The 22,532-nt window shown below is 40.7% G+C and carries 35 protein-coding genes; 3 read left to right on the top strand and 32 right to left on the bottom strand.

What is annotated here, in order from left to right; all coding sequences use genetic code 11:
• The first annotated feature begins 79 nt into the window (after positions 1-79).
• Complete coding sequence (locus RIV7116_RS12905; protein WP_015118745.1) at positions 80-574, top strand: hypothetical protein; 495 nt, start codon at positions 80-82, stop codon at positions 572-574.
• Between the two features lie 31 nt (positions 575-605).
• On the opposite strand, the gene prfA is transcribed toward RIV7116_RS12905, so the two are convergent.
• From prfA to rplC, 31 genes are all read right to left on the bottom strand, one after another.
• Positions 606-1,703 (bottom strand): peptide chain release factor 1, encoded by a 1,098-nt coding sequence (prfA, locus tag RIV7116_RS12900; protein WP_015118744.1) that lies wholly within the window; start codon positions 1,701-1,703, stop codon positions 606-608.
• A gap of 96 nt (positions 1,704-1,799) precedes the next feature.
• A complete protein-coding gene (gene rpmE, locus RIV7116_RS12895) occupies positions 1,800-2,078 on the bottom strand; it encodes a 50S ribosomal protein L31 (RefSeq protein WP_015118743.1) in 279 nt (92 codons plus the stop codon).
• An 83-nt stretch (positions 2,079-2,161) separates the two neighbouring features.
• Positions 2,162-2,578, bottom strand: a complete 417-nt coding sequence (rpsI, locus tag RIV7116_RS12890; RefSeq protein WP_015118742.1) for a 30S ribosomal protein S9 — start codon at positions 2,576-2,578, stop codon at positions 2,162-2,164.
• Positions 2,578-3,033 (bottom strand): 50S ribosomal protein L13, encoded by a 456-nt coding sequence (gene rplM, locus RIV7116_RS12885; RefSeq protein WP_015118741.1) that lies wholly within the window; start codon positions 3,031-3,033, stop codon positions 2,578-2,580. Before rplM ends, rpsI begins: the two co-directional genes overlap by 1 nt.
• Positions 3,034-3,108: 75 nt before the next feature.
• On the bottom strand, positions 3,109-3,960 hold the full coding sequence (gene truA / locus RIV7116_RS12880) for a tRNA pseudouridine(38-40) synthase TruA (RefSeq protein WP_015118740.1): 852 nt from the start codon (positions 3,958-3,960) through the stop codon (positions 3,109-3,111).
• A gap of 179 nt (positions 3,961-4,139) precedes the next feature.
• Entirely contained in the window at positions 4,140-4,490 is a 351-nt protein-coding gene (rplQ, locus tag RIV7116_RS12875; RefSeq protein WP_015118739.1) for a 50S ribosomal protein L17, read from the bottom strand.
• A gap of 34 nt (positions 4,491-4,524) precedes the next feature.
• Positions 4,525-5,472: a DNA-directed RNA polymerase subunit alpha gene (locus tag RIV7116_RS12870; RefSeq protein ID WP_015118738.1), complete on the bottom strand. Its 948-nt coding sequence runs from the start codon at positions 5,470-5,472 to the stop codon at positions 4,525-4,527.
• A 342-nt stretch (positions 5,473-5,814) separates the two neighbouring features.
• A complete protein-coding gene (rpsK, locus tag RIV7116_RS12865) occupies positions 5,815-6,210 on the bottom strand; it encodes a 30S ribosomal protein S11 (protein WP_015118737.1) in 396 nt (131 codons plus the stop codon).
• 89 nt (positions 6,211-6,299) lie between these two features.
• Positions 6,300-6,680, bottom strand: coding sequence for a 30S ribosomal protein S13 (gene rpsM / locus RIV7116_RS12860; RefSeq protein ID WP_015118736.1), 381 nt, complete (start codon positions 6,678-6,680; stop codon positions 6,300-6,302).
• A 165-nt stretch (positions 6,681-6,845) separates the two neighbouring features.
• Entirely contained in the window at positions 6,846-6,959 is a 114-nt protein-coding gene (rpmJ, locus tag RIV7116_RS34905) for a 50S ribosomal protein L36 (protein ID WP_015118735.1), read from the bottom strand.
• Positions 6,960-7,071: 112 nt separating this feature from the next.
• Positions 7,072-7,296, bottom strand: coding sequence for a translation initiation factor IF-1 (infA, locus tag RIV7116_RS12855; protein ID WP_006276978.1), 225 nt, complete (start codon positions 7,294-7,296; stop codon positions 7,072-7,074).
• Between the two features lie 185 nt (positions 7,297-7,481).
• Positions 7,482-8,039, bottom strand: coding sequence for an adenylate kinase (locus RIV7116_RS12850; RefSeq protein WP_015118734.1), 558 nt, complete (start codon positions 8,037-8,039; stop codon positions 7,482-7,484).
• Entirely contained in the window at positions 8,039-9,352 is a 1,314-nt protein-coding gene (gene secY, locus RIV7116_RS12845; RefSeq protein WP_015118733.1) for a preprotein translocase subunit SecY, read from the bottom strand. Before secY ends, RIV7116_RS12850 begins: the two co-directional genes overlap by 1 nt.
• A 78-nt stretch (positions 9,353-9,430) precedes the next feature.
• Complete coding sequence (rplO, locus tag RIV7116_RS12840) at positions 9,431-9,874, bottom strand: 50S ribosomal protein L15 (protein ID WP_015118732.1); 444 nt, start codon at positions 9,872-9,874, stop codon at positions 9,431-9,433.
• A 48-nt stretch (positions 9,875-9,922) separates the two neighbouring features.
• Complete coding sequence (rpsE, locus tag RIV7116_RS12835) at positions 9,923-10,450, bottom strand: 30S ribosomal protein S5 (protein WP_015118731.1); 528 nt, start codon at positions 10,448-10,450, stop codon at positions 9,923-9,925.
• A gap of 100 nt (positions 10,451-10,550) precedes the next feature.
• On the bottom strand, positions 10,551-10,913 hold the full coding sequence (gene rplR / locus RIV7116_RS12830) for a 50S ribosomal protein L18 (protein WP_015118730.1): 363 nt from the start codon (positions 10,911-10,913) through the stop codon (positions 10,551-10,553).
• Positions 10,914-10,924: 11 nt separating this feature from the next.
• Positions 10,925-11,476 carry a 50S ribosomal protein L6 gene (gene rplF / locus RIV7116_RS12825; protein WP_015118729.1) on the bottom strand — a complete coding sequence of 184 codons (552 nt, stop codon included), beginning with the start codon at positions 11,474-11,476 and terminating at the stop codon, positions 10,925-10,927.
• Between the two features lie 45 nt (positions 11,477-11,521).
• Positions 11,522-11,923 carry a 30S ribosomal protein S8 gene (rpsH, locus tag RIV7116_RS12820; protein WP_015118728.1) on the bottom strand — a complete coding sequence of 134 codons (402 nt, stop codon included), beginning with the start codon at positions 11,921-11,923 and terminating at the stop codon, positions 11,522-11,524.
• A 21-nt stretch (positions 11,924-11,944) separates the two neighbouring features.
• Entirely contained in the window at positions 11,945-12,490 is a 546-nt protein-coding gene (gene rplE / locus RIV7116_RS12815; RefSeq protein WP_015118727.1) for a 50S ribosomal protein L5, read from the bottom strand.
• An 82-nt stretch (positions 12,491-12,572) separates the two neighbouring features.
• Positions 12,573-12,926 carry a 50S ribosomal protein L24 gene (gene rplX, locus RIV7116_RS12810; RefSeq protein WP_015118726.1) on the bottom strand — a complete coding sequence of 118 codons (354 nt, stop codon included), beginning with the start codon at positions 12,924-12,926 and terminating at the stop codon, positions 12,573-12,575.
• Positions 12,926-13,294: a 50S ribosomal protein L14 gene (gene rplN / locus RIV7116_RS12805; RefSeq protein ID WP_015118725.1), complete on the bottom strand. Its 369-nt coding sequence runs from the start codon at positions 13,292-13,294 to the stop codon at positions 12,926-12,928. Before rplN ends, rplX begins: the two co-directional genes overlap by 1 nt.
• Before the next feature lie 48 nt (positions 13,295-13,342).
• Complete coding sequence (gene rpsQ, locus RIV7116_RS12800; RefSeq protein WP_015118724.1) at positions 13,343-13,591, bottom strand: 30S ribosomal protein S17; 249 nt, start codon at positions 13,589-13,591, stop codon at positions 13,343-13,345.
• A gap of 60 nt (positions 13,592-13,651) precedes the next feature.
• On the bottom strand, positions 13,652-13,915 hold the full coding sequence (gene rpmC, locus RIV7116_RS12795) for a 50S ribosomal protein L29 (RefSeq protein ID WP_015118723.1): 264 nt from the start codon (positions 13,913-13,915) through the stop codon (positions 13,652-13,654).
• Positions 13,916-13,922: 7 nt separating this feature from the next.
• Positions 13,923-14,348, bottom strand: a complete 426-nt coding sequence (gene rplP / locus RIV7116_RS12790) for a 50S ribosomal protein L16 (RefSeq protein WP_015118722.1) — start codon at positions 14,346-14,348, stop codon at positions 13,923-13,925.
• A 151-nt stretch (positions 14,349-14,499) separates the two neighbouring features.
• Complete coding sequence (gene rpsC, locus RIV7116_RS12785; RefSeq protein ID WP_015118721.1) at positions 14,500-15,252, bottom strand: 30S ribosomal protein S3; 753 nt, start codon at positions 15,250-15,252, stop codon at positions 14,500-14,502.
• Between the two features lie 90 nt (positions 15,253-15,342).
• On the bottom strand, positions 15,343-15,702 hold the full coding sequence (gene rplV / locus RIV7116_RS12780) for a 50S ribosomal protein L22 (protein WP_015118720.1): 360 nt from the start codon (positions 15,700-15,702) through the stop codon (positions 15,343-15,345).
• Positions 15,703-15,753: 51 nt separating this feature from the next.
• Entirely contained in the window at positions 15,754-16,029 is a 276-nt protein-coding gene (gene rpsS / locus RIV7116_RS12775; RefSeq protein WP_015118719.1) for a 30S ribosomal protein S19, read from the bottom strand.
• A 178-nt stretch (positions 16,030-16,207) separates the two neighbouring features.
• Positions 16,208-17,071: a 50S ribosomal protein L2 gene (rplB, locus tag RIV7116_RS12770; protein WP_015118718.1), complete on the bottom strand. Its 864-nt coding sequence runs from the start codon at positions 17,069-17,071 to the stop codon at positions 16,208-16,210.
• A 147-nt stretch (positions 17,072-17,218) separates the two neighbouring features.
• Positions 17,219-17,533, bottom strand: coding sequence for a 50S ribosomal protein L23 (locus RIV7116_RS12765; RefSeq protein WP_015118717.1), 315 nt, complete (start codon positions 17,531-17,533; stop codon positions 17,219-17,221).
• Positions 17,526-18,158: a 50S ribosomal protein L4 gene (gene rplD / locus RIV7116_RS12760; protein WP_015118716.1), complete on the bottom strand. Its 633-nt coding sequence runs from the start codon at positions 18,156-18,158 to the stop codon at positions 17,526-17,528. Before rplD ends, RIV7116_RS12765 begins: the two co-directional genes overlap by 8 nt.
• Positions 18,159-18,305: 147 nt before the next feature.
• Positions 18,306-18,938: a 50S ribosomal protein L3 gene (gene rplC, locus RIV7116_RS12755; RefSeq protein WP_015118715.1), complete on the bottom strand. Its 633-nt coding sequence runs from the start codon at positions 18,936-18,938 to the stop codon at positions 18,306-18,308.
• Positions 18,939-19,796: 858 nt separating this feature from the next.
• On the opposite strand from rplC, the gene RIV7116_RS12750 reads away from it, so the two are divergent.
• Together RIV7116_RS12750 and RIV7116_RS12745 are read left to right on the top strand one after the other, a co-directional pair.
• Entirely contained in the window at positions 19,797-20,276 is a 480-nt protein-coding gene (locus RIV7116_RS12750) for an NAD(P)H-quinone oxidoreductase subunit N (RefSeq protein WP_015118714.1), read from the top strand.
• Between the two features lie 281 nt (positions 20,277-20,557).
• Positions 20,558-21,100 carry a DUF3172 domain-containing protein gene (locus RIV7116_RS12745; protein ID WP_015118713.1) on the top strand — a complete coding sequence of 181 codons (543 nt, stop codon included), beginning with the start codon at positions 20,558-20,560 and terminating at the stop codon, positions 21,098-21,100.
• Between the two features lie 182 nt (positions 21,101-21,282).
• Here RIV7116_RS12745 and RIV7116_RS12740 read toward each other — a convergent pair whose 3' ends face one another.
• A complete protein-coding gene (locus RIV7116_RS12740; RefSeq protein ID WP_015118712.1) occupies positions 21,283-22,074 on the bottom strand; it encodes a hypothetical protein in 792 nt (263 codons plus the stop codon).
• Positions 22,075-22,532 lie beyond the last annotated feature (458 nt).

The raw sequence follows: 22,532 nt of genomic DNA, 5'->3' as shown, positions 1-22,532 counted from the left end.
AGTTTATCTACTAAATTTTTAAGAATCAAAAGAATCTACTAATTTATCGGTTATTTCTGCGAATCAAACGGGTTGCATCATGTTAGGTCAAAAATTTAAAAAGAATCGATACCGCCCAAAGGGCAAAAATCTAATTACCTCTAATAGAATTAAACCAGATTTATGGCGACTTTCGTCATCTGAAGCGAAAGAGACTTTGAGAGCTACTGGTTTAGATGTCAAAAAAATTAAAAAAATTACTTTACTAAAACATAAGGTTTGTATTTCTTACTGGAATCAGGAAGGTGGGGTTTGTAGTGGATTTTTCAGCTACCGTATTTTCCCGACTTGGCAGAAGGAAGTAGAGAAATTAATTGAAAATAGTCCAAATTACAAAAAATTGCAGTTAATAAACCACATCATGGAGCGGGAATTTAAATGTTATCCCTATCCTGTGGAGATGGAAGACGCAATTTATAACGCATTACAAAACCGCCTATGTGTATTGAAAGCAATGTCACAAGAGACGGTTTCTGATGATGTAGGAATGGCTAGCGAGTGGGAATATTTCAAACCTTTTGTATCCAGTTCCTAATTCTTTAATTGTCTATTAACATTAATTAACATTAATTGTTCACTGAAGCAGCAAGTTCTGCTAAACGCTCTTGCTGGTCTTGAGATATACAAGATTGGATTATTGGATCTAAATCACCTTCTAAAACTGGGTTGAGCGAATAGTTCTCACCAAGACGGTGGTCTGTTGCTCGGTTGTCTTTGTAGTTGTAGGTGCGAATTTTCTCGGAACGCGAACCCGTACCCACTTGCGAACGACGTAAATCGGTAACTGCTTCTTGTTGTTCGCGCAGCTTCATTTCGTACAATTTAGCACGCAAAATTTGCAACGCCCGTTCTTTGTTTTGCAACTGGCTGCGTTCTTCGGTACAGAAAATTCTAATACCAGTAGGTTTGTGGTAAAGGTCTGCTGCTGTCTCAACTTTGTTTACGTTTTGACCACCAGCACCACCGGAACGAGCGGTAGACATTTCGTAATCTTTGGGGTCAATATGGATTTCCACATCATCCACTTCTGGCATCACTGCTACGGTAGCAGTAGATGTATGAACCCTTCCCCCAGATTCGGTTAAGGGTACGCGCTGCACTCGATGAACTCCGGCTTCAAATTTGAGTTTACTGTAGACGCTATCGCCTTTAATTTCCAGCACCGCTTCTTTGAAACCGCCCATTTCAGCTAAAGACTCGCTGAGTAATTTTACTTTCCAACCCTGAGTACTGGCATAGCGTTCGTACATACGTACCAAATCGCCAGCCCAGATACTTGCTTCGTCACCACCGGTACCGGCACGTATTTCCAACATGATGTTTTTCTCATCGTTGGGGTCGCGGGGTAATAGTAATACTTTTAAACGGTCCTCAAGCTCTTCTGTTTTCTGTTCGAGTTCTTTTACTTCTAAAGTTGCCATTTCATGCAACTCTGGGTCGCTTTGCGATTCTTTTGCGACTTCACGCGCTCCAACTAATTCTTCTTGGGTATTTTTCCAAGTTTCGTAGGTATTCACTACCTCTTCCAATCCAGAACGGGCTTTTGCTACTTCCTGGAACTCTTCTGGGTTTCTGGCAGTATCGGGGTCACCTAAGCGACGAGTCAATTCGTTAAAGGTTTGTTCAACGGATTGTAGTTTTTCTAGTAAATATTGTTCGGCCATGATGGTGCAACGCTCCTAAAAAAATAGATTTACAGGCAAAGACTAAAAAACCGACTCAGTAAAGCTGAGTCGTTTGATTGAAGTATTGCCTGGTGGCTATTTTTTAGTTTCGTCGCCGCTATTTCCTTCGGCAATATTTTCTGGGCTGCTATCTTTCTTTGTTTGACTACTTGACATACCGTACTTACGCAGGAAGCGTTCTACGCGACCTTCGGTGTCAATAATCTTCTGAGTACCTGTATAAAAGGGGTGATTTCCAGACCAAACATCTACGTGTAATTCGGGTTTGGTAGAGCCAACGGTCATTACAACTTGACCGTTACAGTAAACCTTGGCTTCTGGATACCACTCTGGATGAATTTCTGGTTTTGCCATTTTTCGTACTGAATGGTGAGTATATATCAATTATGACGTACCTAACTCTAATTTTTCAAATATAGAGTTGGTGAGACTATGTATTAACGCTTAGAATACTGAGGAGCTTTACGAGCCTTATGCAAACCGTATTTCTTACGTTCTTTCGATCTAGGATCGCGAGAAAGATAGCCTTCAGTTTTCAAAGGAGGACGATTATCTGGATCTAGCTGACACAAAGCGCGAGCTACTCCTAAACGAACTGCGTCTGCTTGTCCGGTTAAACCGCCACCATTCGCTCTTACCAAAATATCGTATTCGTTTTCCAAACCCAATGTTTCCAAAGGAGCTTTAATTCCTCCTATGTAGTTGGGATTAAATTGAAAATACAAGTCGCCCTCTTTACCATTGATGGTCATTTTGCCATTACCGGGAACCAGACGTACTCTTGCTACTGAAGACTTACGGCGACCAGTTCCCCAGTATACGGCGCGTCCGCTATCATTTTCTGTTGCTTGCATTAATTTTGTTCTCCTGGAATTGTGTCAATTTTTAATTCTTTGGGCAGTTGTGCGGAATGAGGATGCTCCGAACCCGCATAAACTTTGAGTTTTTTGAATAACTGTCGCCCTAAATTATTTTTAGGTAACATACCTTTAACAGCTTTTTCGATGATACGTTCTGGTAAACGTCCTTGTAAGTGTTCAAAGGTTTCTGTCTTCATTCCGCCAGGACGACCGGAGTGACGGCGATACAGTTTTTGAGAACTCTTTTTGCCAGTTACTACAACTTTTTCGGCATTGACGACTACCACAAAGTCCCCAGCATCCATATGAGGGGTAAATTGTGGCTTGTTTTTACCGCGTAAAACCATTGCTATTTCAGTAGCCAGACGACCAAGGCGTTGGTCGGCTGCATCTACTACATACCAATCGCGCTCTACGGTTTGTTGATTGGGAAGATAAGTTTTGTTCATTACTATATTGTGGAATGTGGAAGAATAAATTTACATTTTTGTACGGTAATTTTACTTAGAATATTATCTGAAATTTTATTTACAAAGTTCAGAAGGAAAATTATCTGTAAAACTAAACAAGGGCTGAGTATCGTACCAAACTTCGGGAGGAAAAGGAAATTCATCGTATCCTACCCTTAACAAACATAAGCCTTGTGGAGGTGCAGCGTATTTTACTTCTTGTCGGCGCTCTTGCTGCCAGATTTTGGTAAAATTTTCTATCGTTCGCTCTTTGGTAGCAACTTGAACCAACATTCCTACCAACAAACGAACCATACCATAGAGAAACCCATCTGCTTGAATTTCAATATGCACTAACGCCCCGTTACGATAACATTCTACGTCTTGTACATTGACCCATGAATGCTTGCGCCCAGAATTAGCCCGATGAAAAGCTGCTAAGTGATGCTTTCCAATTAACGGTTCAAGCGCACTATATATTAAGGATTCGTCTAGAGGAGCTTGATAATAATGCCAGCTAAAGGGTTTAACAAATAAATTTGGTATTTTTTCATTGTATAGCGTGTAACGATAGCGTCGATACTTTGCATCAAAACGAGCGTGCCAATCATTATTAACACCCGCAGAAGCTCTAATCAATATACCCGACGGTAAGTAACTATTCAAAATAGATGCCCACTTTGATGGTGGAATTTTACTTACTACATTGAAATGAGCTACTTGCGCTGCTGCATGAACTCCACTATCTGTTCTCCCAGCACCATGTAAAGTCACTTTATTGCCAGCAACAGTGGAAATCGCTTTTTCGATCTCTTCCTGAACGCTACGGTAATTGGGTTGCCATTGCCAACCATGAAAATGGGTGCCTTGATATTGGATCACCAAGGCAACCCTTTGAGTTTGTTCCGATGGTCGGCTTCCTGACATACAATTAAAATTAAGGATGTTGCTTACCGACGTACTCCTAAAAAAATGGGCAGGCTTTTTAAAAAGCCTTAGTTTTCAAACTTAGGGACTCGTCCGTTGTGGTTCGGAGAATCACAACGGGAAGCCTGCCCATTTTTTTACAGAGGAATTGTGACCAGGAAACTACATCCATTACCCAATTAAACTAATTCAATAATTGCCATTTGAGCGTTATCACCGCGACGAGGCACTGTATGCAAAATACGGGTATAACCCCCTTTACGTTCTCCATACCGAGTCGGAGCTTGCTCAAACAAAGCATGAACTAAATCTTTGTCGTAAAGGTAGCCTATAGCCTGACGACGGGCATTTAAGGAACCATCTTTGGCTAAAGTAATCATTTTGTCTACTTCTGCTCTGACCACTTTGGCGCGAGTAACAGTAGTAGTAATTCGCCCATGGCGAATCAGCTCGGTAGAAAGCGCTCGGAGCAAGGCACGGCGCTGATCTGCTGGTTTGCTAAGTTTTTTTAGTTTAGAACGGTGACGCATGATGTCATCTAGGTTTAATTATGGATTGTTTAATTTAGGCGTGTTTTGAAGCCCTTTCTGTAGGCAGTGTAATACCCAAACGTCGCTGTAAGGCTTCTACTACTTCTTCAGCTGACTTTTGACCAAAGTTCTTTATTTCTAAAAGGTCTTCTTGGGTATAATCCAACAAATCCGCTACCGAGTTGACTTGCGCCCGTTTCAAACAGTTATAAGCTCGCACGGAAAGCTGCAATTCTTCGATGGGTATTTGAGCGGTTGGATCTTGGTCAATTTCTGAAACTGTATCCTCTGGGTTAATTTCAATATTTTTCAGTGGATTAAATAAATCTACTAAAATCCCAGCAGCAGAAGAAAGAGCTTCTTGTGGAGCAATACTACCGTTTGTCCAAACTTCTAAAAGCAGTCTATCTTTCGGATACCCGTTTTCTCCACGAGTTTCTTCAACACTGTAATTAACTTTCCGTACCGGCATAAAAATGGAATCTATTTGCAGAAAGTCTAAGGATGTAGCTTCTTCACGACCTCTTTCTACGGTGCGATAGCCTTTTCCTTTTTCAATCCTAAATTCCATTTCCAGCCTGCCACCCTCTGCTAAAGTAGCTATGTACTGAGTCTGGTCTATAACTTCTACTTCACTTGGTAAGTCGAAGTGTGCTGCGGTAACTGTTGCAGGACCATTAACAAGCAACCTACCAATCTGGGGTTGAGGTGAATGGCTTTTAAGAATAAGTTCCTTCATTCTCATGAGGATTTCTAGCACATCTTCACGCACACCTCTAACGGTGGCAAACTCATGGGTTACTCCCGCAATTCTTACTGCTGTAACCGATGTGCCCTCTAAATTGGCTAATAAAACCCTTCTCAGAGCGTTGCCAACTGTAATTCCTTGACCCCTCTCTAAAGGTTCTAAAACAAATTTAGAATAGTGGCTCCGACTTTCTTCTGTATTAGATTCTACACATTCAATTTGAAACTGCGCCACGGAGTAACCTCCCTTCTGAATCAGGTCTTATAGCGGCAGGCAATTATAAATATTACCCACCTCTAATGAAATTAAATTGCCACTTTGCGAGGAAAAGTTATCTAAAATTGATAACTCAATTCGCCTAGAGACTTGATTTATTCTTAATCAATATACGAAATTAACTAGCTTTTTATACAAGCTATTTAACTTCCACGGACGGCCAATTTCTTGAGTGAGGGGAACTGGCTTCTTTAAGACAGATGTAATATCAAATTATTGCCTTCCGTAAGAGAGGACAAAATCGGCATAATAGATAAATACAACATACCTATCGCCGAAAGCCATAACCAACTAATGTATTTAAACTCTACGTCTTTTTGGTGGACGGCAACCATTGTGGGGAATTGGGGTAATATCGCGAATTAAGGTTATTTCTAATCCTGCTCCCTGAATTGCTCTAATCGCAGTTTCCCTACCTGCCCCGGGACCGCTGACCATAACTTCTATCTGACGCATACCTTGATCCATAGCCCTTCTTGCTGCACTTTCTGCTGCTGTTTGAGCGGCAAAAGGAGTTCCTTTCTTTGCTCCTTTAAAACCACTCGAACCAGCAGAAGCCCAAGAAACTACATCTCCGTTAGGGTCAGTAATTGTAACGATACTATTATTGAAAGTAGACTGAATATAGCCTATTCCATTAGGTACGTTACGTTTCTGCTTTCTGCTTCCGCCTTTTTTTGCTGATTGTCGCGCCATATCGTTATAGTTGAATTAACCTAGAAAATCGATTATCCTGCCAATAGGTAAAAATAATTAATCGGGTAATTAATTATTTTATTTATATTTTATTTACCTGGTGCCTTCTTCTTACCGGCTACTGTTTGTCTTCTACCCCGACGGGTTCTAGCATTAGTACGAGTCCTTTGACCTCTAACTGGCAAGCCCATACGATGACGACGACCTCTGTAAGTACCAATATCAACTAAACGCTTGATATTCATAGCTTCCCAGCGTCTCAAGTCACCTTCGACCTGATAATTTTTCTCTACTTCTGCTCGTAACGCTGCGACATCACTATCGCTCAACTCTTTAACTCTGGTATCTGGATTTACACCCGTACTGGCTAGAATTTTTTTAGCGCTTGTTAAGCCGATTCCGAAAATGTAGGTTAGACCTATTTCAACACGCTTATCACGTGGTAAGTCTACTCCGGCAATACGTGCCATTATAGAAATCTCCTCATATTTGTTCTTTCATCTATACCCACTCTTCACATTCAGATGTCTAAGTGCATCAAGACAAATCTGAACTTTAATCTGAACCTTGAAAGCTATTGAGTCAAATCTCAATTATTTTAGACTATTCGCTTTGTTAGCCCACAAAAAACAAGTTTATCCTTGTCTTTGCTTGTGCTTGGGATTCTGACAAATAACCATTACGCGACCGCGACGCTTTATGACGTTGCACTTCTCGCACATTTTTTTTACGGAGGCTCGAACTTTCATCTGTCTCTCATCAAACTCCAAATAGTAAATTATAACACAAAATCGGAAATTTTTCAGTTAAATAGTTGTAAAGCCAAAGCTATTAGATTGTAGTATAATATTCCACATGGGTTTACTTCTTACGCAGTCGATAGGTGATACGACCTTTGGTTAGGTCGTAAGGTGTTAACTCTACTTTCACGCGATCGCCGGGTAAAATTTTGATATAGTTTCGGCGAATCTTACCAGAAATGTGAGCGAGAACGTTAAAGCCATTATCTAAGTCAACGCGGAACATGGCATTAGGTAAGGATTCTGTTACCGTGCCCTCCATTTCAATTAAATCTTGTTTGGACAATTTGTTTTTCCTTCAACTCAACAGCCTTTTTTAATTGCATTTATCTAGCTTGCAATTTTTTGCAGATAATATATCAACAATTTATTAATATATCTTATTTAAAGTTTTATTGCCGATTCGGTAAATCAATGCTAGTTGTTAGTAGTTAGTACAAACGATAATCCCAACTACTAACAACTATACTTCTAACAACTAACAACTAATTGCTTCAGATTAGAAGTAACTTCTAGGGCAGATTGATTACCATTTATTACAACCAATTGATTGCGATCGCCATAATAATCAATCAAAGGTGTAGTCTCGGAACGGTAAACTTCCAGACGACGACGAATAACTTCTTCGGTATCATCTTTGCGTCCGCGTTCGAGCAAACGACCAACCACTACCTCGTCGGGCACATCTAAATTAATTACTAATGCACCACCCAAATTCATTTTTTTCAACAAGTTATCTAAAAAAGTGGCTTGTTCTACGGTGCGAGGAAAACCATCCAAAATCCATCCGGAATTAGTATCCGCTTTTTGCAACCGCTCTTCTACCATATCTTGCACTAGTTCGCTAGGAACCAACTGACCGCTATCCACGAAACTTTTTGCCTTCACACCCAAAGGTGTTTGTTCTTTGATTGCTTCGCGGAGTATATCGCCAGTTGAAATGTGGGGAACTTTCCAATGGTCTGCTAAAGTTTTAGCTTGAGTACCTTTACCAGCTCCTGGGGGACCTAAAAAAATAATCCTGGTCACTATTGTTTCACCATCCCTTCATAACGTTGAGAGATAACGTAAGTTTGGATTTGCTTCGCTGTATCAATAGCCACACCAACGAGAATTAATAAGGACGTAGCACCTAAACCACGGAAAGTGGGTACGTTCAATACCCTTTCAACCACAGTGGGAATAATCGCAACCAATCCCAAAAAGCCAGCACCTAGAAAGGTGAGACGATTCAAAACTCTTTCAAGATATTCACTTGTAGCTTTACCAGGGCGAATACCTGGAATAGAAGAACCCATCTTTTTCAAGTTTTGAGCGATATCAACTGGGTTGACAATCAAAGAAGAGTAAAAGTAGCTAAAGAAAATAATTGAAAACAGGTAAATTAAAGCGTAAGCCCACCAACCAGAACCACCTGGATTTAGATAAGTGCTTGTAAAGTTAGCTATTTGCTGATTTTGAGTAAAGTTTCCAATTAAAAGCGGTAAGCTTAAGATTGCGGTTGCAAAAATAATCGGCATTACTCCACCTTGATTAAGTCTCAAGGGTAAGAAACTACGTTGTTCTGCAAGAACTCTTCTACCTACTTGCCGTCTAGCTGAAATAATTGGAATCCGTCGCATTCCTTCTTGAACGAATACGATACCAATAATTGTTGCTAAGAACAGTAAAAGCAATACAACTACTTGACCTACAGCTTCACGACCACCAACTTGAGCAAAACTAATAGTGCTACCCAGAGTTGTAGGTAAAGACGAGACAATATTGAGGAAAATAAGTAATGAAGCTCCATTACCAATTCCCCGCTCCGTAATTACTTCGGATGCCCACATCACGAACATCGAGCCAGCCACTAAAGCCAAGGCAGTTTCAAATACAAAAATAGGACCGAAGTCAAGAGCAAAGTTTTTCAGCCAAACTGATGAAATAAATATGCTTTGAACAATTGCCCAACCCAAAGCAACGTATCGTGTAATTTGTGAAATCTTCCGCCTTCCTGCTTCACCTTCGTCTTTCTGTAACTTTTCTAAACTGGGGATTGCAGCGGTGAGCAGTTGAATGATAATTGAAGCATTGATAAAAGGTAAAATACCTAGGGTAAATACTCCTAAAGCAGAAAAACCACCACCAGAGAAGATATCTAATATCCCTGCTAAGCCATTACCTTGTGACATAGCGGCACTAAATCGCACCCGATCTATTCCTGGAATAGGTATATAAATACCCAAACGAATCAAAAGTAAGATACCTATGGTGACAAACAGCCGACCTCTCAAACCGGCTGCTTGTGCCATCTGCATAAAAGTTTCTTGAGCTGTTGGTGCTCTATCTCGACTTATCATAATGACGATCTACCGATGAATGTTAACCAGGCACCTGATGGCGGTAATACGAAGAGTGCAAGTTGAAAGCTAAGTCACTTATACAATTTCACAACTGCCACCAGCTGCCTCAATTTTGCTACGAGCCGTACCCGTGAAAGCTGCGGCTTGTACCTTAAGAGCAACGTTCAATTCTCCATCTCCTAGAATTTTTAATGGCCCTTGTACGGCAGTGAGAATACCATTCTCCTGTAACGAGGTCGCATTAACTTCTGTATTTGCCGGAAGTGAAGATAGCTTCTCTACATTAATCGTAGTGTATATTTTACGATTAACGAGGGGAAAACCTTTAAGTTTAGGTACTCGACGATAAAGGGGTTGTTGACCGCCTTCAAAACCCGGTCTAGTTCCCCTACCAGAACGGGATTTCTGACCCCGCATACCGAAACCGCAACTAGCGCCTTGACCTGCTGCAATTCCGCGTCCGACACGCCGACCGCGATTTTTTGAACCCTTCTGAGGGCGAGCATCGTGTAGTCTCATAGTATTAATTATCTGTATTTATTTACACGACAATTCTATTTTGCAACTCTACTGTGCGTAGAGCTTTTCTATACTGACATCTCTGTCTTCGGCAACTTCTTTAAAGTTACGCAATACACCAAGAGCATTCATTGCGGCTCTGGCATTGTTCAAAGGATTATTAGAGCCAAGTTGTTTAGCTAATATATTACGAACCCCTGCCAATTCTAGTACTGTACGTACTGCACCACCGGCGATTACACCAGTACCTGGTGCCGCAGGGCGCATGATGACTTTAGCACCGCCACCAATGCCATTGGTGGGATGAGGAATAGAATTAGATTTGGTTATGGGGATATCTACTAAATGCTTCTTGCCATCGGCTACGCCTTTTTTTACGGCTCCGATAACATCACTAGCTTTACCTACTCCCACACCAACTTGACCGCGCTCGTTGCCGACAACTACAATTGCCCGGAAGCTAAGTTTTTTACCACCTTTAACAACTTTACTTACTCGTCGGATTTGAATTACCCGCTCTTGCCAGTTAGTCTCTTCTTTTTTTGCTCGGCTCGTTTTACGACGATTGTTTGCCATACTTATATGCTCTGTGAATTTACTTATCGGTTACCAAATAATTAGCGATAAATAATTTACTTAGTATTTATTTACTACGTGCCTTGCATCGCCGATAATTTTAGAAATTTAAACCGCCTTCTCTTGCCGCATCAGCCAAAGCTTTGACACGTCCGTGGTAAAGATTACCTCCGCGGTCAAATACGACTTGATTGATGCCTTTTTCTAAAGCTCTTGCAGCTAAAGTTTTACCAACTTCTGCTGAAGCCTGCTGATTGGAGCCAGAGCTTAACTTAGATTTTAATTCTGGTTCTATACTCGATGCTGTAGCTAAAGTCCGATGATTAGTATCATCAATCACTTGAGCATAAATATTTTCGTTAGAACGATATACTGCTAAACGAGGACGTTCGGAAGACCCAAATACTTTCCCTCGGATGCGTCGATGGCGACGCTGTTTTGATTGTTTGCGGGTAAATTTCATGATTTAATAATCTACTTCTTACCACCTTTACCAGCTTTACCAGCTTTACGCCTTACAACTTCGTTCTCATAGCGAATACCTTTACCTTTGTAAGGCTCGGGAGGACGAACGGCGCGAATTCGAGCGGATGTATTGCCTACGATTTCCTTGTCATATCCGCTGACAACGATAGTCAGACCTTTGTCTTCAATCGCAAATTGAACTCCATCTGGTGGAGTAATTTCTACAGGATGACTGTAACCAACATTCAAGACTAAATCTTTTCCCTTAACCTGCGCTCGATAACCAACCCCTTGGAGCTGTAGCTTGCGCTGGAATCCTTGAGAAACGCCTTCAACCATATTGGAAACCAAACTGCGGCTTAATCCGTGCATTTGGCGGCATACTCTCGAATCGTCTTGACGGGATACTGTTAAAGTATCTCCCTCTTGAGAAACGCTTACCTGAGTGGGTAGTTCGCGAGATAGTTCTCCTTTGGGACCCTTGACAGATATGGAGGCTCCCTCAATCTTTATTTGTACCTTAGCCGGTACTGCTATTGGTTGTTTACCAATTCTAGACATGGTTTTTTGTCCTTAAAAATCTCTCCGGGGTTGCGTTATTTTTTACTACCAAACGTAGCAAAGTACTTCGCCGCCTACATTTTGTTGGCGTGCTTGACGGTCGGTCATGATGCCGGAGGATGTAGATATAATGGCGATACCAATGCCACCTAATACTCTTGGTAAATCTTTCTTGTTGGAATAAACTCGCAAACCAGGTCTAGAAACCCTTTTAAGAGTAGTAATAATTGGTTGACGATTTTTTCCCTTGTATTTTAAAGAAATTACCAATTTGCTGCTCCATCCTTCTCCAGATGTCTCAAAGTCGGTGATAAAGCCTTCTTCCTGAAGTACTTTAGCTATACTTTGGGTCATTTTTGTCGCTGGCACCTGTGTTGTTTGGTGCCGAGCCAAATTGGCGTTGCGGATGCGCGTCAGCATATCTGCAATTGTGTCGTTTGCCGCCATCTTTTCCTCTGTTAAATGAACTTATTGCTCCCGGAAGGGCATTCCCATCTCTTTTAGTAAAGCGCGACCTTCTTCGTCATCCCTAGCTGTAGTAATGATGGAAATATCCATTCCACGAATTTGGTCAATTTTGTCGTATTCAACCTCTGGAAAAATCAGTTGCTCTCTGACACCCAAAGTGTAATTACCACGACCGTCAAAGCTTTTCGGACTGATACCGCGAAAGTCACGAATCCGAGGCAATGACAAATTAATTAAACGGTCGAGAAAGTTGTACATCTTAGAGCTTCTCAGAGTAACCATTACTCCTACAGGCATACCTTCACGAATTTTAAAACCCGCGATCGCTTTTTTAGCTCTAGTAACTACAGGCTTTTGACCGGTAATAATTGCAATTTCGCTTAAAGATGCTTCTAATGCTTTTGCATTTTGAGAAGCTTCCCCCAACCCTCGGTTAACAGTTACTTTTATAACTTTGGGCACCTGATGAATATTTGTATATTCAAATTGCTTCATCAAATTGGGGACAATAGTTTCAAGGTATTTACTTTTTAATCCTACTGCCATTTTTTTTCTCCTAATCCCTGGGCTTGGTCAGGGAATAAAGTGGTTAAAAATTACGAGCTATATCTTAACTCTTAATTCCTAACTATTTATCTAAAATTTCCCCGGTTTTCTTCAACATACGCACTTTTTTACCCTCTTGGGTAAAGGTGTAACATACGCGAGAAGCTACGTTTTCCTTGGTGGAATAAAGCATCACGTTAGAACTATGAATAGGGAATTCTTGAGTCAAAATTTTCCCGGATTCGCCTTCCTGTTGCGGCTTAACGTGCTTCGTTTTTACATTCACACCCTTGACAATTACTTTACTATCTTTAGGAATTGCCCGAACAATTTCACCGACTTTACCTTTGTCTTTACCAGAAACTACCTGTACGGTATCCCCAGTTTTGACGTGCATCTTATGAAATTGAGGTTTTGATTTTTTCTTAACTGTCATTACAGTACCTCCGGTGCCAGAGAAACTATTTTAGTAAAGTTTTTTTCGCGCAATTCACGCGCCACAGGACCAAATACCCGCGTTCCTCTGGGGTTTCCATCTTGGTTGATTATGACTGCGGCATTGTCATCAAAACGGATTGTCATGCCACTGTCACGATTTACGCCTTTCTTTGTACGTACAATCACAGCCTGAACTACATCAGACTTCTTAATTGCCATATTCGGTTGGGCATCTTTGACTACGGCGATAATCCTATCGCCAATGCTGCCATAGCTACGGTTTCCAGCACCCAGAACGCGGATGCACATTAATTTACGGGCACCGCTGTTATCCGCAACGTTAAGGTAAGACTGGGCTTGTATCACAATTCTTCTCCATTGTAAAGTTGTTAGCTATGTAACAACCGATGTTTATCAATTATTCCTGCTACTGAGGACTTCCTTGACCTGCCAGCGCTTAGTCTTGCTTAGGGGTCTGGTTTCCTGAATGCGAACGCGATCGCCTTCTTTACAGTTATTTTCTTCGTCGTGAGCTTTGTAGCGTCTGGTTGTAACTACAATTTTGCCGTACTTCTGATGGCTATCGCGGTTTTCAACGGCAACTACTACAGTTTTTTCCATTTTGTCGCTGACTACTAAGCCAACTCTTTCTTTAATAGCCATAATTTACTATTTTCATGTTGTTATGAGTGACAAGCTAAAAATAACTATTCACTTGCTTATTTACTCTGAATCTTGAGAAGCAGCAAGATCTTGAGGATCTCCCCCATCAGTGACTGCTGAAGTTGCAGCGCGTTTACGTTCTCCTTCTACCGTCATTAATTGAGCTAGACGGTGACGTAAGTGTTTAAACTGTGCGGGTTTCTCAAGTTGTCGAGTTGCTTGTTGCAAGCGCAAGTCAAATAATTGCTTTTTAGTAGCATTAATTTCTTGCGTTAGCTGCTCGTCACTCAAATCTCTTGCTTCAGAAATTTTAGGAAAAGGCATAATTAATCTACGAGGAAGGCTCCTGATCGGCACGGGCAATAAATTTAGTTTTAATTGGTAGCTTATGTGAAGCTAAACGCATTGCCTCACGAGCAGTTTCTTCTGCGACACCAGCAATTTCAAACATGATTCTTCCTGGTTTAACTACAGCTACCCAATATTCCGGGTTACCTTTACCAGAACCCATTCGGGTTTCTGCCGGACGCATTGTTACGGGCTTGTCGGGAAATACTCTAATCCAGATTTTTCCACCCCTACGCACGTAACGAGTCATGGCTCGTCGAGAAGCTTCTATTTGTCGTGAGGTAATCCAAGATGGTTCTTGAGCTTGGAGGGCAAAATCACCAAAGTTGATATTGCAACCCCGTGATGCTAAACCTCTCATACGTCCGCGATGTTGTTTGCGGAATTTAGTTCTTTTTGGACTTAACATTGTTAGTTGTTAGTGTTTAGTAGTTAGTTGTTAGTGAAACAGCGCGCAGAGTGCGGCTGCAAACCCGAAGGGTGAATAGTTTTTTATCAATAGTTGTTAGTTTTTAGTAAATATAACCAATAGCTAATAACTAATAACTAATAACTAACAACTAATTCTCATTTGAACGGTCTTCAAAGGAAGGACGACGGCGATTTTGACGGCGACGAGGTTCTCGTTCGTTTCTGGGGTTAGAAGTTGGTGCTTCTTCTTCTCCGGGAATAACTTCTCCTTTGAATACCCAAACTTTAATGCCGAGGATACCGTATATAGTTTTAGCGGTTACGTAAGCGTAATCAATATTAGCTCTTAAGGTATGTAATGGAACTCTACCTTCACGAGTCCATTCTGTACGGGCAATTTCTGCACCGTTCAAACGTCCGCTAACTTGAATTTTGATTCCTTGTACGCCAGCACGCTGCGCTCTTTGTATCGCTTGACGTACTACTCTCCGGAAAGAAACCCGTCGTTCGAGTTGTTGAGCTATGTATTCGCCAATTAAAAAAGCATCAGCATCAACGCGCTGTACTTCTACTACATTGATACGAATTTGACGATTACCGCCTAATTCTTTTTGTAGTCCGGTACGTAATGCTTCAATACCTTGTCCGCCTCTACCTACTACTACACCAGGTCTAGCAGTACGAACTTCTAAGTCAATTTGATCTGCTTTACGTTCAATTTTAACTTCGGAAATACCGGCATTATTTTGAGCGTTTCTACCTAATTTATTATCTATATACTGACGAAGCTTATGGTCTTCTTGCAGTAATTCGGGATAACGAGAAGGGTCTGCAAACCAACGAGATTGATGTTCTTTTGTAATTCCAAGGCGAAATCCAATTGGATTAATCTTTTGTCCCACTTATGATCTCCTCTAATTTTTTTCGCACTCTATAGTTTATTAGTTAATTTGTTTTTTTATATTTTCAAATTACTATTGCTGAGTGCTTACTTAATTCGCTGCTGGATCTGCTGATACTGCAACGGTTATATGACATGTGGGCTTGCGAATTTGATATGCTCTACCCTGCGCTCTAGGTTGATAGCGCTTAAATACTGGACCTTGGTCTGCAAATGCAGTCGAAACTATTAGAGAAGCTCTATCTAATCCTTCATTATGCTCTGCATTCGCAGCAGCACTTCTAAGAACCTTTAAAACCGGGTCGCAGGCTCTATAAGGCATAAATTCCAAAATTATCAACGCTTCCCGATAGCTACGTCCCCTAATCTGGTCAAGTACGCGACGTACTTTAAAGGGTGACATACGTATATACCGAGCAATCGCTTTTACTTCTTTAGTATCAGTAGCCATAATTATTTTTACTCCTTTACTAATCGCATCAATTCGCTATTAGCGGTAGTTTTATCTACCTCCTTTTTTGTCTCTAGAGTGACCTCTATAAGTACGAGTAGGAGCAAATTCTCCCAGTTTATGACCAACCATTTGGTCGCTGATAAAAACCGGAACGTGTTGTTTGCCGTTATGAACTGCGATGGTATGACCAACCATCATAGGCAAAATAGTTGAAGCTCTTGACCAAGTTTTAATGACTTCTTTTTTATTGGTCTCATTGAGCTTATCAATCTTTTTCAATAGATGGTCTGCAATAAAGGGACCTTTTTTAAGAGAACGACCCATAGGACAATTTAAGATTTGAGATTTTAGATTTGCTATTAGAGATAAGAACTTTGAATTTCATATTCTGGATTTGAGATTTTAAACTTCGGATTTTATCAAGCTCCAAAATATACAATCTCAAATCCCGGACACTTTCTATAATCGCTGTATTCTTCGGCAACGCAGTGTCCTCAAAATTCTATGACTGACGACCACCGCGTCCGCGCTTTCCGGACTTACGACGGCGACGAACAATCAATTTACTGCTTGCTTTTTTAGGCTTGCGAGTTTTCTTACCTAAAGTCGGTTTACCCCAAGGCGTTACAGGACCGCTACGACCAATTGGTGCGCGTCCTTCACCACCACCGTGGGGGTGGTCGCAAGGGTTCATTACACTACCTCTAACCTTGGGACGGCGACCTCTCCAGCGATTTCTACCTGCTTTACCCAAGCTTTGGTTTCTGGCTTCTACGTTACCAACCTGTCCGATGGTGGCGTAACATTCACGCCGAATCATCCGAACTTCTCCCGAAGGCAGTTTCAAAGTAACGTAATTACCATCTTTTGCCATTACTTGAGCAACTGCACCAGCCGAACGTACTATTTGACCGCCTTTTCCAGCAATTAATTCTACGTTATGTACGCCGGTACCCAAGGGCATGTTTGATAAAGGTAAAGCATTACCGTTTTCAATAGGAGAATCCGGACCAGCTATAATTGTGGTTCCGACTTTCATGCCATTTGGTTGCAAGATATAGCGCTTTTCGCCATCTTCATAGGCTACGAGTGCGATTCTTGCATTACGGTTGGGGTCATATTCAATTGCTTGAACGGTACCAGGAATGCCCCGCTTATCTCTTTTAAAATCGATAATCCGATAAAGACGTTTGTGTCCGCCACCCCGACGACGACTGGTAATTACACCACGATTATTTCTACCTTTAGCCCGATGAATATGCTGGGTTAAAGATTTTTCTGGCTTTGACTTTGTAATTTCTGCAAAGTCGGAAGTCGTCGCTTGACGGTTACTAGGGGTGTAGGGACGAAATGAACGAGTACCCATAATTTTAAACTTTAAGTTTATGAAGGAAAATAGTTATTGGGGATGGCAAGAGGTCGGAATATAGGGAGATGAACAGAAAATTATTAATTCACTTTTTGCTGCAAATTCTCTACTTTTAACCTTTAACCTCTAACCTTTAACCTAAATTTAAACGTCTGGGAACAGAACCTGACGAATCTTTTCTTCGTCCCCTGATGCTACGGTGACAACTGCTTTCTTGTGCTGAGGTTTAAATCCAATAAATCTACCAACGCGCTTCTTTTTCCGAGGCTGGACGGCAGTATTTACTTTTAAAACTTTGACATCAAATAAACCTTCAATGGCCGCTTTTATTTGAGGTTTAGTTGCTTTTGGCAACACTTCAAAAGTGTATTTGTTGTACTCCATCTCAATTGTTGCCTTTTCGGTAACAATTGGACGACGGATTAAATCCGGAAGATTGCGGGGGTCAAATTTAGGCACCGTAGACCTCCTGAATTTTATCTATTGCTGATGCAGTAACCACAATTTTGTCTGCGTGCAGTAAATCAAAAACATTAAGCTGGTCTGCTACCATCAACCTAACGTTTTCTATATTGCGAGCTGATAAATATACGTTTTCCGAACGTTCCGACAAAATCAATAAAGTCTTTTGTTCGGGTTGAGAACCCCAACGAGAAATAGCTTCTACTAAATCTTTTGTCTTGGGACGCTGTAATTGTTCGCTGAATTCTTCAACTACAATCATGTCCTCAGAACGACTACCCAAAGCAGTCCGTAAAGCTAAACGACGCTCTTTACGATTCATATTCAAATTGTAATCTTTGGGTTTTGGTCCAAAGATTACACCACCACCGCGCCATAATGGCGAACGAGTAGAACCTGCACGGGCGCGTCCTGTTCCCTTTTGTCTCCAGGGTTTGCGACCGCCACCTCTAACTTCGGCACGGGTTTTAGTACTAGCATTTCCCTGGCGAGCATTAGTCATTTGTCGAACCAAGGCTCTATGAACGACATGAGAAGCACTTTCTTCCTTGGCAACTTTCAAATCCAAGGTTTTCTGTCCGACTTCTTCTCCCTGCCAATTTTTAACTGCACAATCAACCATTGTTACGTCCTCTTACGTTAGTCATTTGCCATTTGTGTTTATGTACTCGAAAGTTTGTTACTTTCTAATCAACTTAGATTCAGGCTTCTTCTTACTTATGGAGTCCTAAATCCGCAATCTACATCTGCTTCATCGAATGACAAATGACTATTTCACTTCTTTTGCAGGGACAATATTAACTAATGCTCCTGGTTTGCCAGGAATAGCTCCCTTAATTAACAATAAATTTTTCTCTGCATCGACTCGCACGACTTTTAGCTTGCGAACCGTAATACGCTTACCTCCTAAACGTCCTGCCATCCGCTTACCGGGATAAACACGACCGGGGGTAGTACCAGCACCGATAGAACCTGGTTCCCTATGATTCTTAGAACCATGAGACATCGGACCTCTACCGAAGTTATTACGTTTCTGGTTCCCTGCGAAACCGCGACCGATACTTGTTCCAGCTATATCTACCAGCTGACCTGCTTCAAAAATATCAGCGCTAACTTGCTGACCTAAAGAATAATCATCCGTATTTTGGGCACGATATTCTTCTAAATGCCGTAAAGGTTGGGCAGAAGCTTTTGCTAAATGTCCCAACTTTGGCTTATTTAAAGCTTTCTCTTTTACTTCACCATATGCTAATTGAATGGCGGAGTAACCGTCGGTCTGCTGTGTTTTGATTTGGGTTACGGTACATGGTCCGGCTTGAACTACAGTCACAGGAATTGCTGCTCCTGCATCGTCAAAAACCTGAGTCATGCCCACCTTGGTGCCGAGAATACCTACAGACACAGTTACAAGTCTCCTTTGTACAAATTTTCCGCTTTATTGCGGAATTTTAGATTTGGAGGCAATCATGAAGTTACTTCCTTAAGTAACAGCCCGCCTTAGAACAAAGAAAGCTCAGAAGTCCGGAAATGCTTAGGTAATAGCTATCCAACTTCCATCGCAGCCTTCTTATCTCTGATGTTTACTACGTCGAAAACGATAAATATCTTCAATTTCTCAGCGCAGTCAAAAGTACCTTCCCAGAAGAAAGGACTAAAGAATTAAAAATGCAATGCTAAAAAACAGCTTTGCAATTTGTGCAGCATTGCTATGTTCAAGCAATCACTTTGGCACTTATTTATAAATAAAACGCTGGACTTAAGCAGCTAAACCTGCTCAGTATCCTTCTTTCAAAGGCTGAGGTTACGCCGTCACCAACATGACCTTTCTGTTTGCAAAAATCTTAAACAATTGTTTATGATTTCAATCAAACGTCCTAAGTTTACCTCAAGACTTCTTAATTTACCACTCTCTTGTCAAATTTGACTAACTTATTTTGAAAGATTTTCTCAAATCTTCAAAAATACGTTTCAGTCAAGATTTGTCAGGCAAAACAGCGTTTCATGAAAAATTGGTCACAATCTAATAATATAAATTATCTATTTTCGTTTGTCCAGATTTTTTTTCACAGAGCAGTTACAAACTATAGAGTAGATCGGCTTGGATAGTTCTGTATATAGAAAAAATGCTCTTAGGAGTTAAAACCAATCAATACAAAACTCTTAACTATTAACTGTTCGCTAGTTACCGATCGCTGATAACTGCTAACTGTTAACTGATAACAGATAATAGAATTATCGAAACGATATTTGAAAGAGGTCTATGGCATTACTAACTACTGGTGGCGGTTTTATTCGCAAATTAGAGAAATTTGGCGCTTTAGGGGTATACGTACCTTTAGAAGGCGGGTTTGAAGGTCGCTATCGTCGCCGTTTGCGTGCTAAAGGCTACAATGCTTTGTGTATTAGTGCTAAAGGATTAGGTGATGTTGCTGCATACTTGACTGGGATTCATGGTGTAAGACCCCCGCACCTTGGGAAAAAAAGCACATCTAATGGCGCTGCTGTCGGTTATGTATATTATATTCCACCAATTATTAGTACTCAGTTGGAGAATTTACCTCCGAAATCCAAAGGATTAGTACTGTGGATTATTGATGGGCATATCCTTGAAGATCAAGAATTAGAATACTTGGCAAATCTACCTAAAATAGAACCAAGAGTGAAAGTCGTGATTGAAAGAGGTGGCGATCGCACTTTCCGTTTTATGCCTTTAGAAGAAACCTTGGCTGTAGCTAGCTAGCAGTTGGGTGTTAGGAGTTGAGCGTAGACGAGAGCAAAGAGAGTTAAAGAAGTCAAGGAAGAAAAGTAAAAGTTTTTCCTGACTTTTCTGCTCTCTGTGCTTTAAAGACTTTTCCGTTTTATCTCTGTATATTTGTTACAACTCAAAATAAATTTGTAATTAAATTGAAACATTATTGCTAAAGTAGCAGACAATTTCATTAAATAATCGTCATACTTAAAGAAGGAAATATTGTTTAACTACGAGAGACGTTGTACGAGGCGTGAAATTAAAAAGCAGACATGAAACGTAAATATAATAGTAGGTCGGCTAATACCTCTTCAAGAGGTTCTAACCCTGTCTCCTCAGTATTTAATTTCACAACCATTGCCATTCTGGGGGGCATATTTATTTTAGGTATTGGTATTGGTATCGCTTTTAGTTCTTCGGCAACTTTGTCGCCGTCTAATGTAGCTTCTCGCGAATATATTGATACGAAAGCGCCAAATCCAGAGGTTTGCGTTCAGTATGGGGCTAGTGCAATGGTGATGGATACTAGACTGTTTGTAACCCTCAACCCCTTTAATGTTTATGTTTCTCAACCCAGTATGCGCCCTGGATGTGTTTTGCGTCAAAGTAACTGGGAGATTTTAAGGCAAAGAAATCTAGTTACATCAGATCAAGTCAGAGATTGTAAAAACCGTTTAAATACCTTTGGTTTTACAGGCAGATTAGATAGTAAAGAACTTGACATTAAATGCATTTATCAAAATGATGCGGCGAAAAATTTCTTCAATACGGATGAAGGGGCTATAAATTTACCAGGAGAGACGGAACGATTCTAGAGAATAATTCCTTAATTTCTCTTTGAAACTTTAACTATAGGTATTGCAAAAATGAATGTAGAGATGTGATTATTTTGTATCGCATCTCTACATTTTTTTGCTGCAAAAAATATTATTTAGTAAATCACAAATCAGTTTTGTATTTTCATCGGTTGAAAATCGCCATATTTTATGCCCAATTGTTATCTTCTAGGATTAGGAAAAGGTTGTCCAAACTCAATAACTCCGGATTCGTTTGGATTTACTGAATTAGAAGGTGTGTTAATTCTTGGAAGATTAGCTGGTGGAGTAGGAAAAAGAGAAGGGGGAGAATTTACTTTTCCCGATGGTGAAGGAAATCTTGCAGGTGGAAGAACTGAATCTGGTATTGCTGGAGATGAATAGGTGCTTGTAATCGGTGGCACGCTCACAGTTGGTTGCCCCGTATTTCCATTATTCATAGGTGTTAATGGTAAAGGGGAGCGGATAGAAGGTAACGGTATATTCACTCCTGGTGGAAGTTGTGAAGGATTGTTATAAGTACCAGGCGGAAGAGAAGGATTATTATAAATACCTGGTGAAAGTGGTGAGGGATTGTTATAAATACCTGGTGGAAGAGGAGCCGATGGTTGTGAGGGTGTTATAGCACCTGGTGGTTGTGGAATATATGGAGATAACTCAGGTGACTGTAATGGAGAGTAAGCGCCCGGTGGTAGCTGGCTTATAGCATTTGCTGGTAGCTCACCTCCAACAGATTGAGATTCTGGTGGTAAAAGATTTCTGCTTCCTAAAATTAAGGGACGAGATGGTACTGAGAGAGAGATTTCTAGCTGAGAATCTTGAGAAGAAAATCGCCAATCTTGCAATTTCCCAACGGGTGCAGCAATAGCGCTATTAGTATTAAAAGCAACCATTGCATACAAACTAAGCAAGCTATAACGAATCAAACGCTTGCACTTAGGGGCAAACTGCCTATTCTTAAATTGCTTATCCATTATTTTTATCCTTCATAGGTGAAGCCAGATTCGGCTTATAAATTGATAATTGCTAATAGTCTAAAGCTAAAAGCTAATGAAGTTATTATCAATTAGCAATCATTTTTTAGCAATATTTTTTCGGAATATAAGATTGGGCACTATTGAAGATGTATATCTGGAAAGCGATACCTTGATATACATTAAAACTGATGCAATTAATGGCTGTGTTAGCTATCGTATAATTTGTCTGTAGATTTGGTTGGGTTTACGTTTCATCCACCTTCTACCAAGCTTTATTAATATGCTTGCAATAAAAATTTAGAGATGGGGAATAATGATACGACTGTTTACAAGAAGAATGCTTTTCTTGTAACTTTTTTCGGCTATACAAAGAAGAAATTTTATATATCAATATGGCTGACTGCATGACTTACTAGCACCACATAGAATCTTTATCTTTTTCTCAAGATAATTCA

The organism is Rivularia sp. PCC 7116 (genome assembly GCF_000316665.1).
GTDB lineage: Bacteria > Cyanobacteriota > Cyanobacteriia > Cyanobacteriales > Nostocaceae > Rivularia.
This window is presented reverse-complemented; position numbering and strand designations above follow the sequence as displayed.

Excerpts from the sequence above, each read along its gene's own strand:
- RIV7116_RS12905 (WP_015118745.1), top strand. The coding sequence starts at position 80 with ATGTTAGGTCAAAAATTTAAAAAGAATCGATACCGCCCAAAGGGCAAA.
- prfA (WP_015118744.1), bottom strand. The coding sequence starts at position 1,703 with ATGGCCGAACAATATTTACTAGAAAAACTACAATCCGTTGAACAAACC.
- rpmE (WP_015118743.1), bottom strand. The coding sequence starts at position 2,078 with ATGGCAAAACCAGAAATTCATCCAGAGTGGTATCCAGAAGCCAAGGTT.
- rpsI (WP_015118742.1), bottom strand. The coding sequence starts at position 2,578 with ATGCAAGCAACAGAAAATGATAGCGGACGCGCCGTATACTGGGGAACT.
- rplM (WP_015118741.1), bottom strand. The coding sequence starts at position 3,033 with ATGAACAAAACTTATCTTCCCAATCAACAAACCGTAGAGCGCGATTGG.
- truA (WP_015118740.1), bottom strand. The coding sequence starts at position 3,960 with ATGTCAGGAAGCCGACCATCGGAACAAACTCAAAGGGTTGCCTTGGTG.
- rplQ (WP_015118739.1), bottom strand. The coding sequence starts at position 4,490 with ATGCGTCACCGTTCTAAACTAAAAAAACTTAGCAAACCAGCAGATCAG.
- rpsK (WP_015118737.1), bottom strand. The coding sequence starts at position 6,210 with ATGGCGCGACAATCAGCAAAAAAAGGCGGAAGCAGAAAGCAGAAACGT.
- rpsM (WP_015118736.1), bottom strand. The coding sequence starts at position 6,680 with ATGGCACGTATTGCCGGAGTAGACTTACCACGTGATAAGCGTGTTGAA.
- rpmJ (WP_015118735.1), bottom strand. The coding sequence starts at position 6,959 with ATGAAAGTTCGAGCCTCCGTAAAAAAAATGTGCGAGAAGTGCAACGTC.
- secY (WP_015118733.1), bottom strand. The coding sequence starts at position 9,352 with ATGATAAGTCGAGATAGAGCACCAACAGCTCAAGAAACTTTTATGCAG.
- rplO (WP_015118732.1), bottom strand. The coding sequence starts at position 9,874 with ATGAGACTACACGATGCTCGCCCTCAGAAGGGTTCAAAAAATCGCGGT.
- rpsE (WP_015118731.1), bottom strand. The coding sequence starts at position 10,450 with ATGGCAAACAATCGTCGTAAAACGAGCCGAGCAAAAAAAGAAGAGACT.
- rplR (WP_015118730.1), bottom strand. The coding sequence starts at position 10,913 with ATGAAATTTACCCGCAAACAATCAAAACAGCGTCGCCATCGACGCATC.
- rplF (WP_015118729.1), bottom strand. The coding sequence starts at position 11,476 with ATGTCTAGAATTGGTAAACAACCAATAGCAGTACCGGCTAAGGTACAA.
- rpsH (WP_015118728.1), bottom strand. The coding sequence starts at position 11,923 with ATGGCGGCAAACGACACAATTGCAGATATGCTGACGCGCATCCGCAAC.
- rplE (WP_015118727.1), bottom strand. The coding sequence starts at position 12,490 with ATGGCAGTAGGATTAAAAAGTAAATACCTTGAAACTATTGTCCCCAAT.
- rplX (WP_015118726.1), bottom strand. The coding sequence starts at position 12,926 with ATGACAGTTAAGAAAAAATCAAAACCTCAATTTCATAAGATGCACGTC.
- rpsQ (WP_015118724.1), bottom strand. The coding sequence starts at position 13,591 with ATGGCTATTAAAGAAAGAGTTGGCTTAGTAGTCAGCGACAAAATGGAA.
- rpmC (WP_015118723.1), bottom strand. The coding sequence starts at position 13,915 with ATGCCTTTTCCTAAAATTTCTGAAGCAAGAGATTTGAGTGACGAGCAG.
- rplP (WP_015118722.1), bottom strand. The coding sequence starts at position 14,348 with ATGTTAAGTCCAAAAAGAACTAAATTCCGCAAACAACATCGCGGACGT.
- rplV (WP_015118720.1), bottom strand. The coding sequence starts at position 15,702 with ATGGCTACTGATACTAAAGAAGTAAAAGCGATTGCTCGGTATATACGT.
- rpsS (WP_015118719.1), bottom strand. The coding sequence starts at position 16,029 with ATGGGTCGTTCTCTTAAAAAAGGTCCCTTTATTGCAGACCATCTATTG.
- rplB (WP_015118718.1), bottom strand. The coding sequence starts at position 17,071 with ATGGGTACTCGTTCATTTCGTCCCTACACCCCTAGTAACCGTCAAGCG.
- rplD (WP_015118716.1), bottom strand. The coding sequence starts at position 18,158 with ATGGTTGATTGTGCAGTTAAAAATTGGCAGGGAGAAGAAGTCGGACAG.
- RIV7116_RS12750 (WP_015118714.1), top strand. The coding sequence starts at position 19,797 with ATGGCATTACTAACTACTGGTGGCGGTTTTATTCGCAAATTAGAGAAA.
- RIV7116_RS12745 (WP_015118713.1), top strand. The coding sequence starts at position 20,558 with ATGAAACGTAAATATAATAGTAGGTCGGCTAATACCTCTTCAAGAGGT.
- RIV7116_RS12740 (WP_015118712.1), bottom strand. The coding sequence starts at position 22,074 with ATGGATAAGCAATTTAAGAATAGGCAGTTTGCCCCTAAGTGCAAGCGT.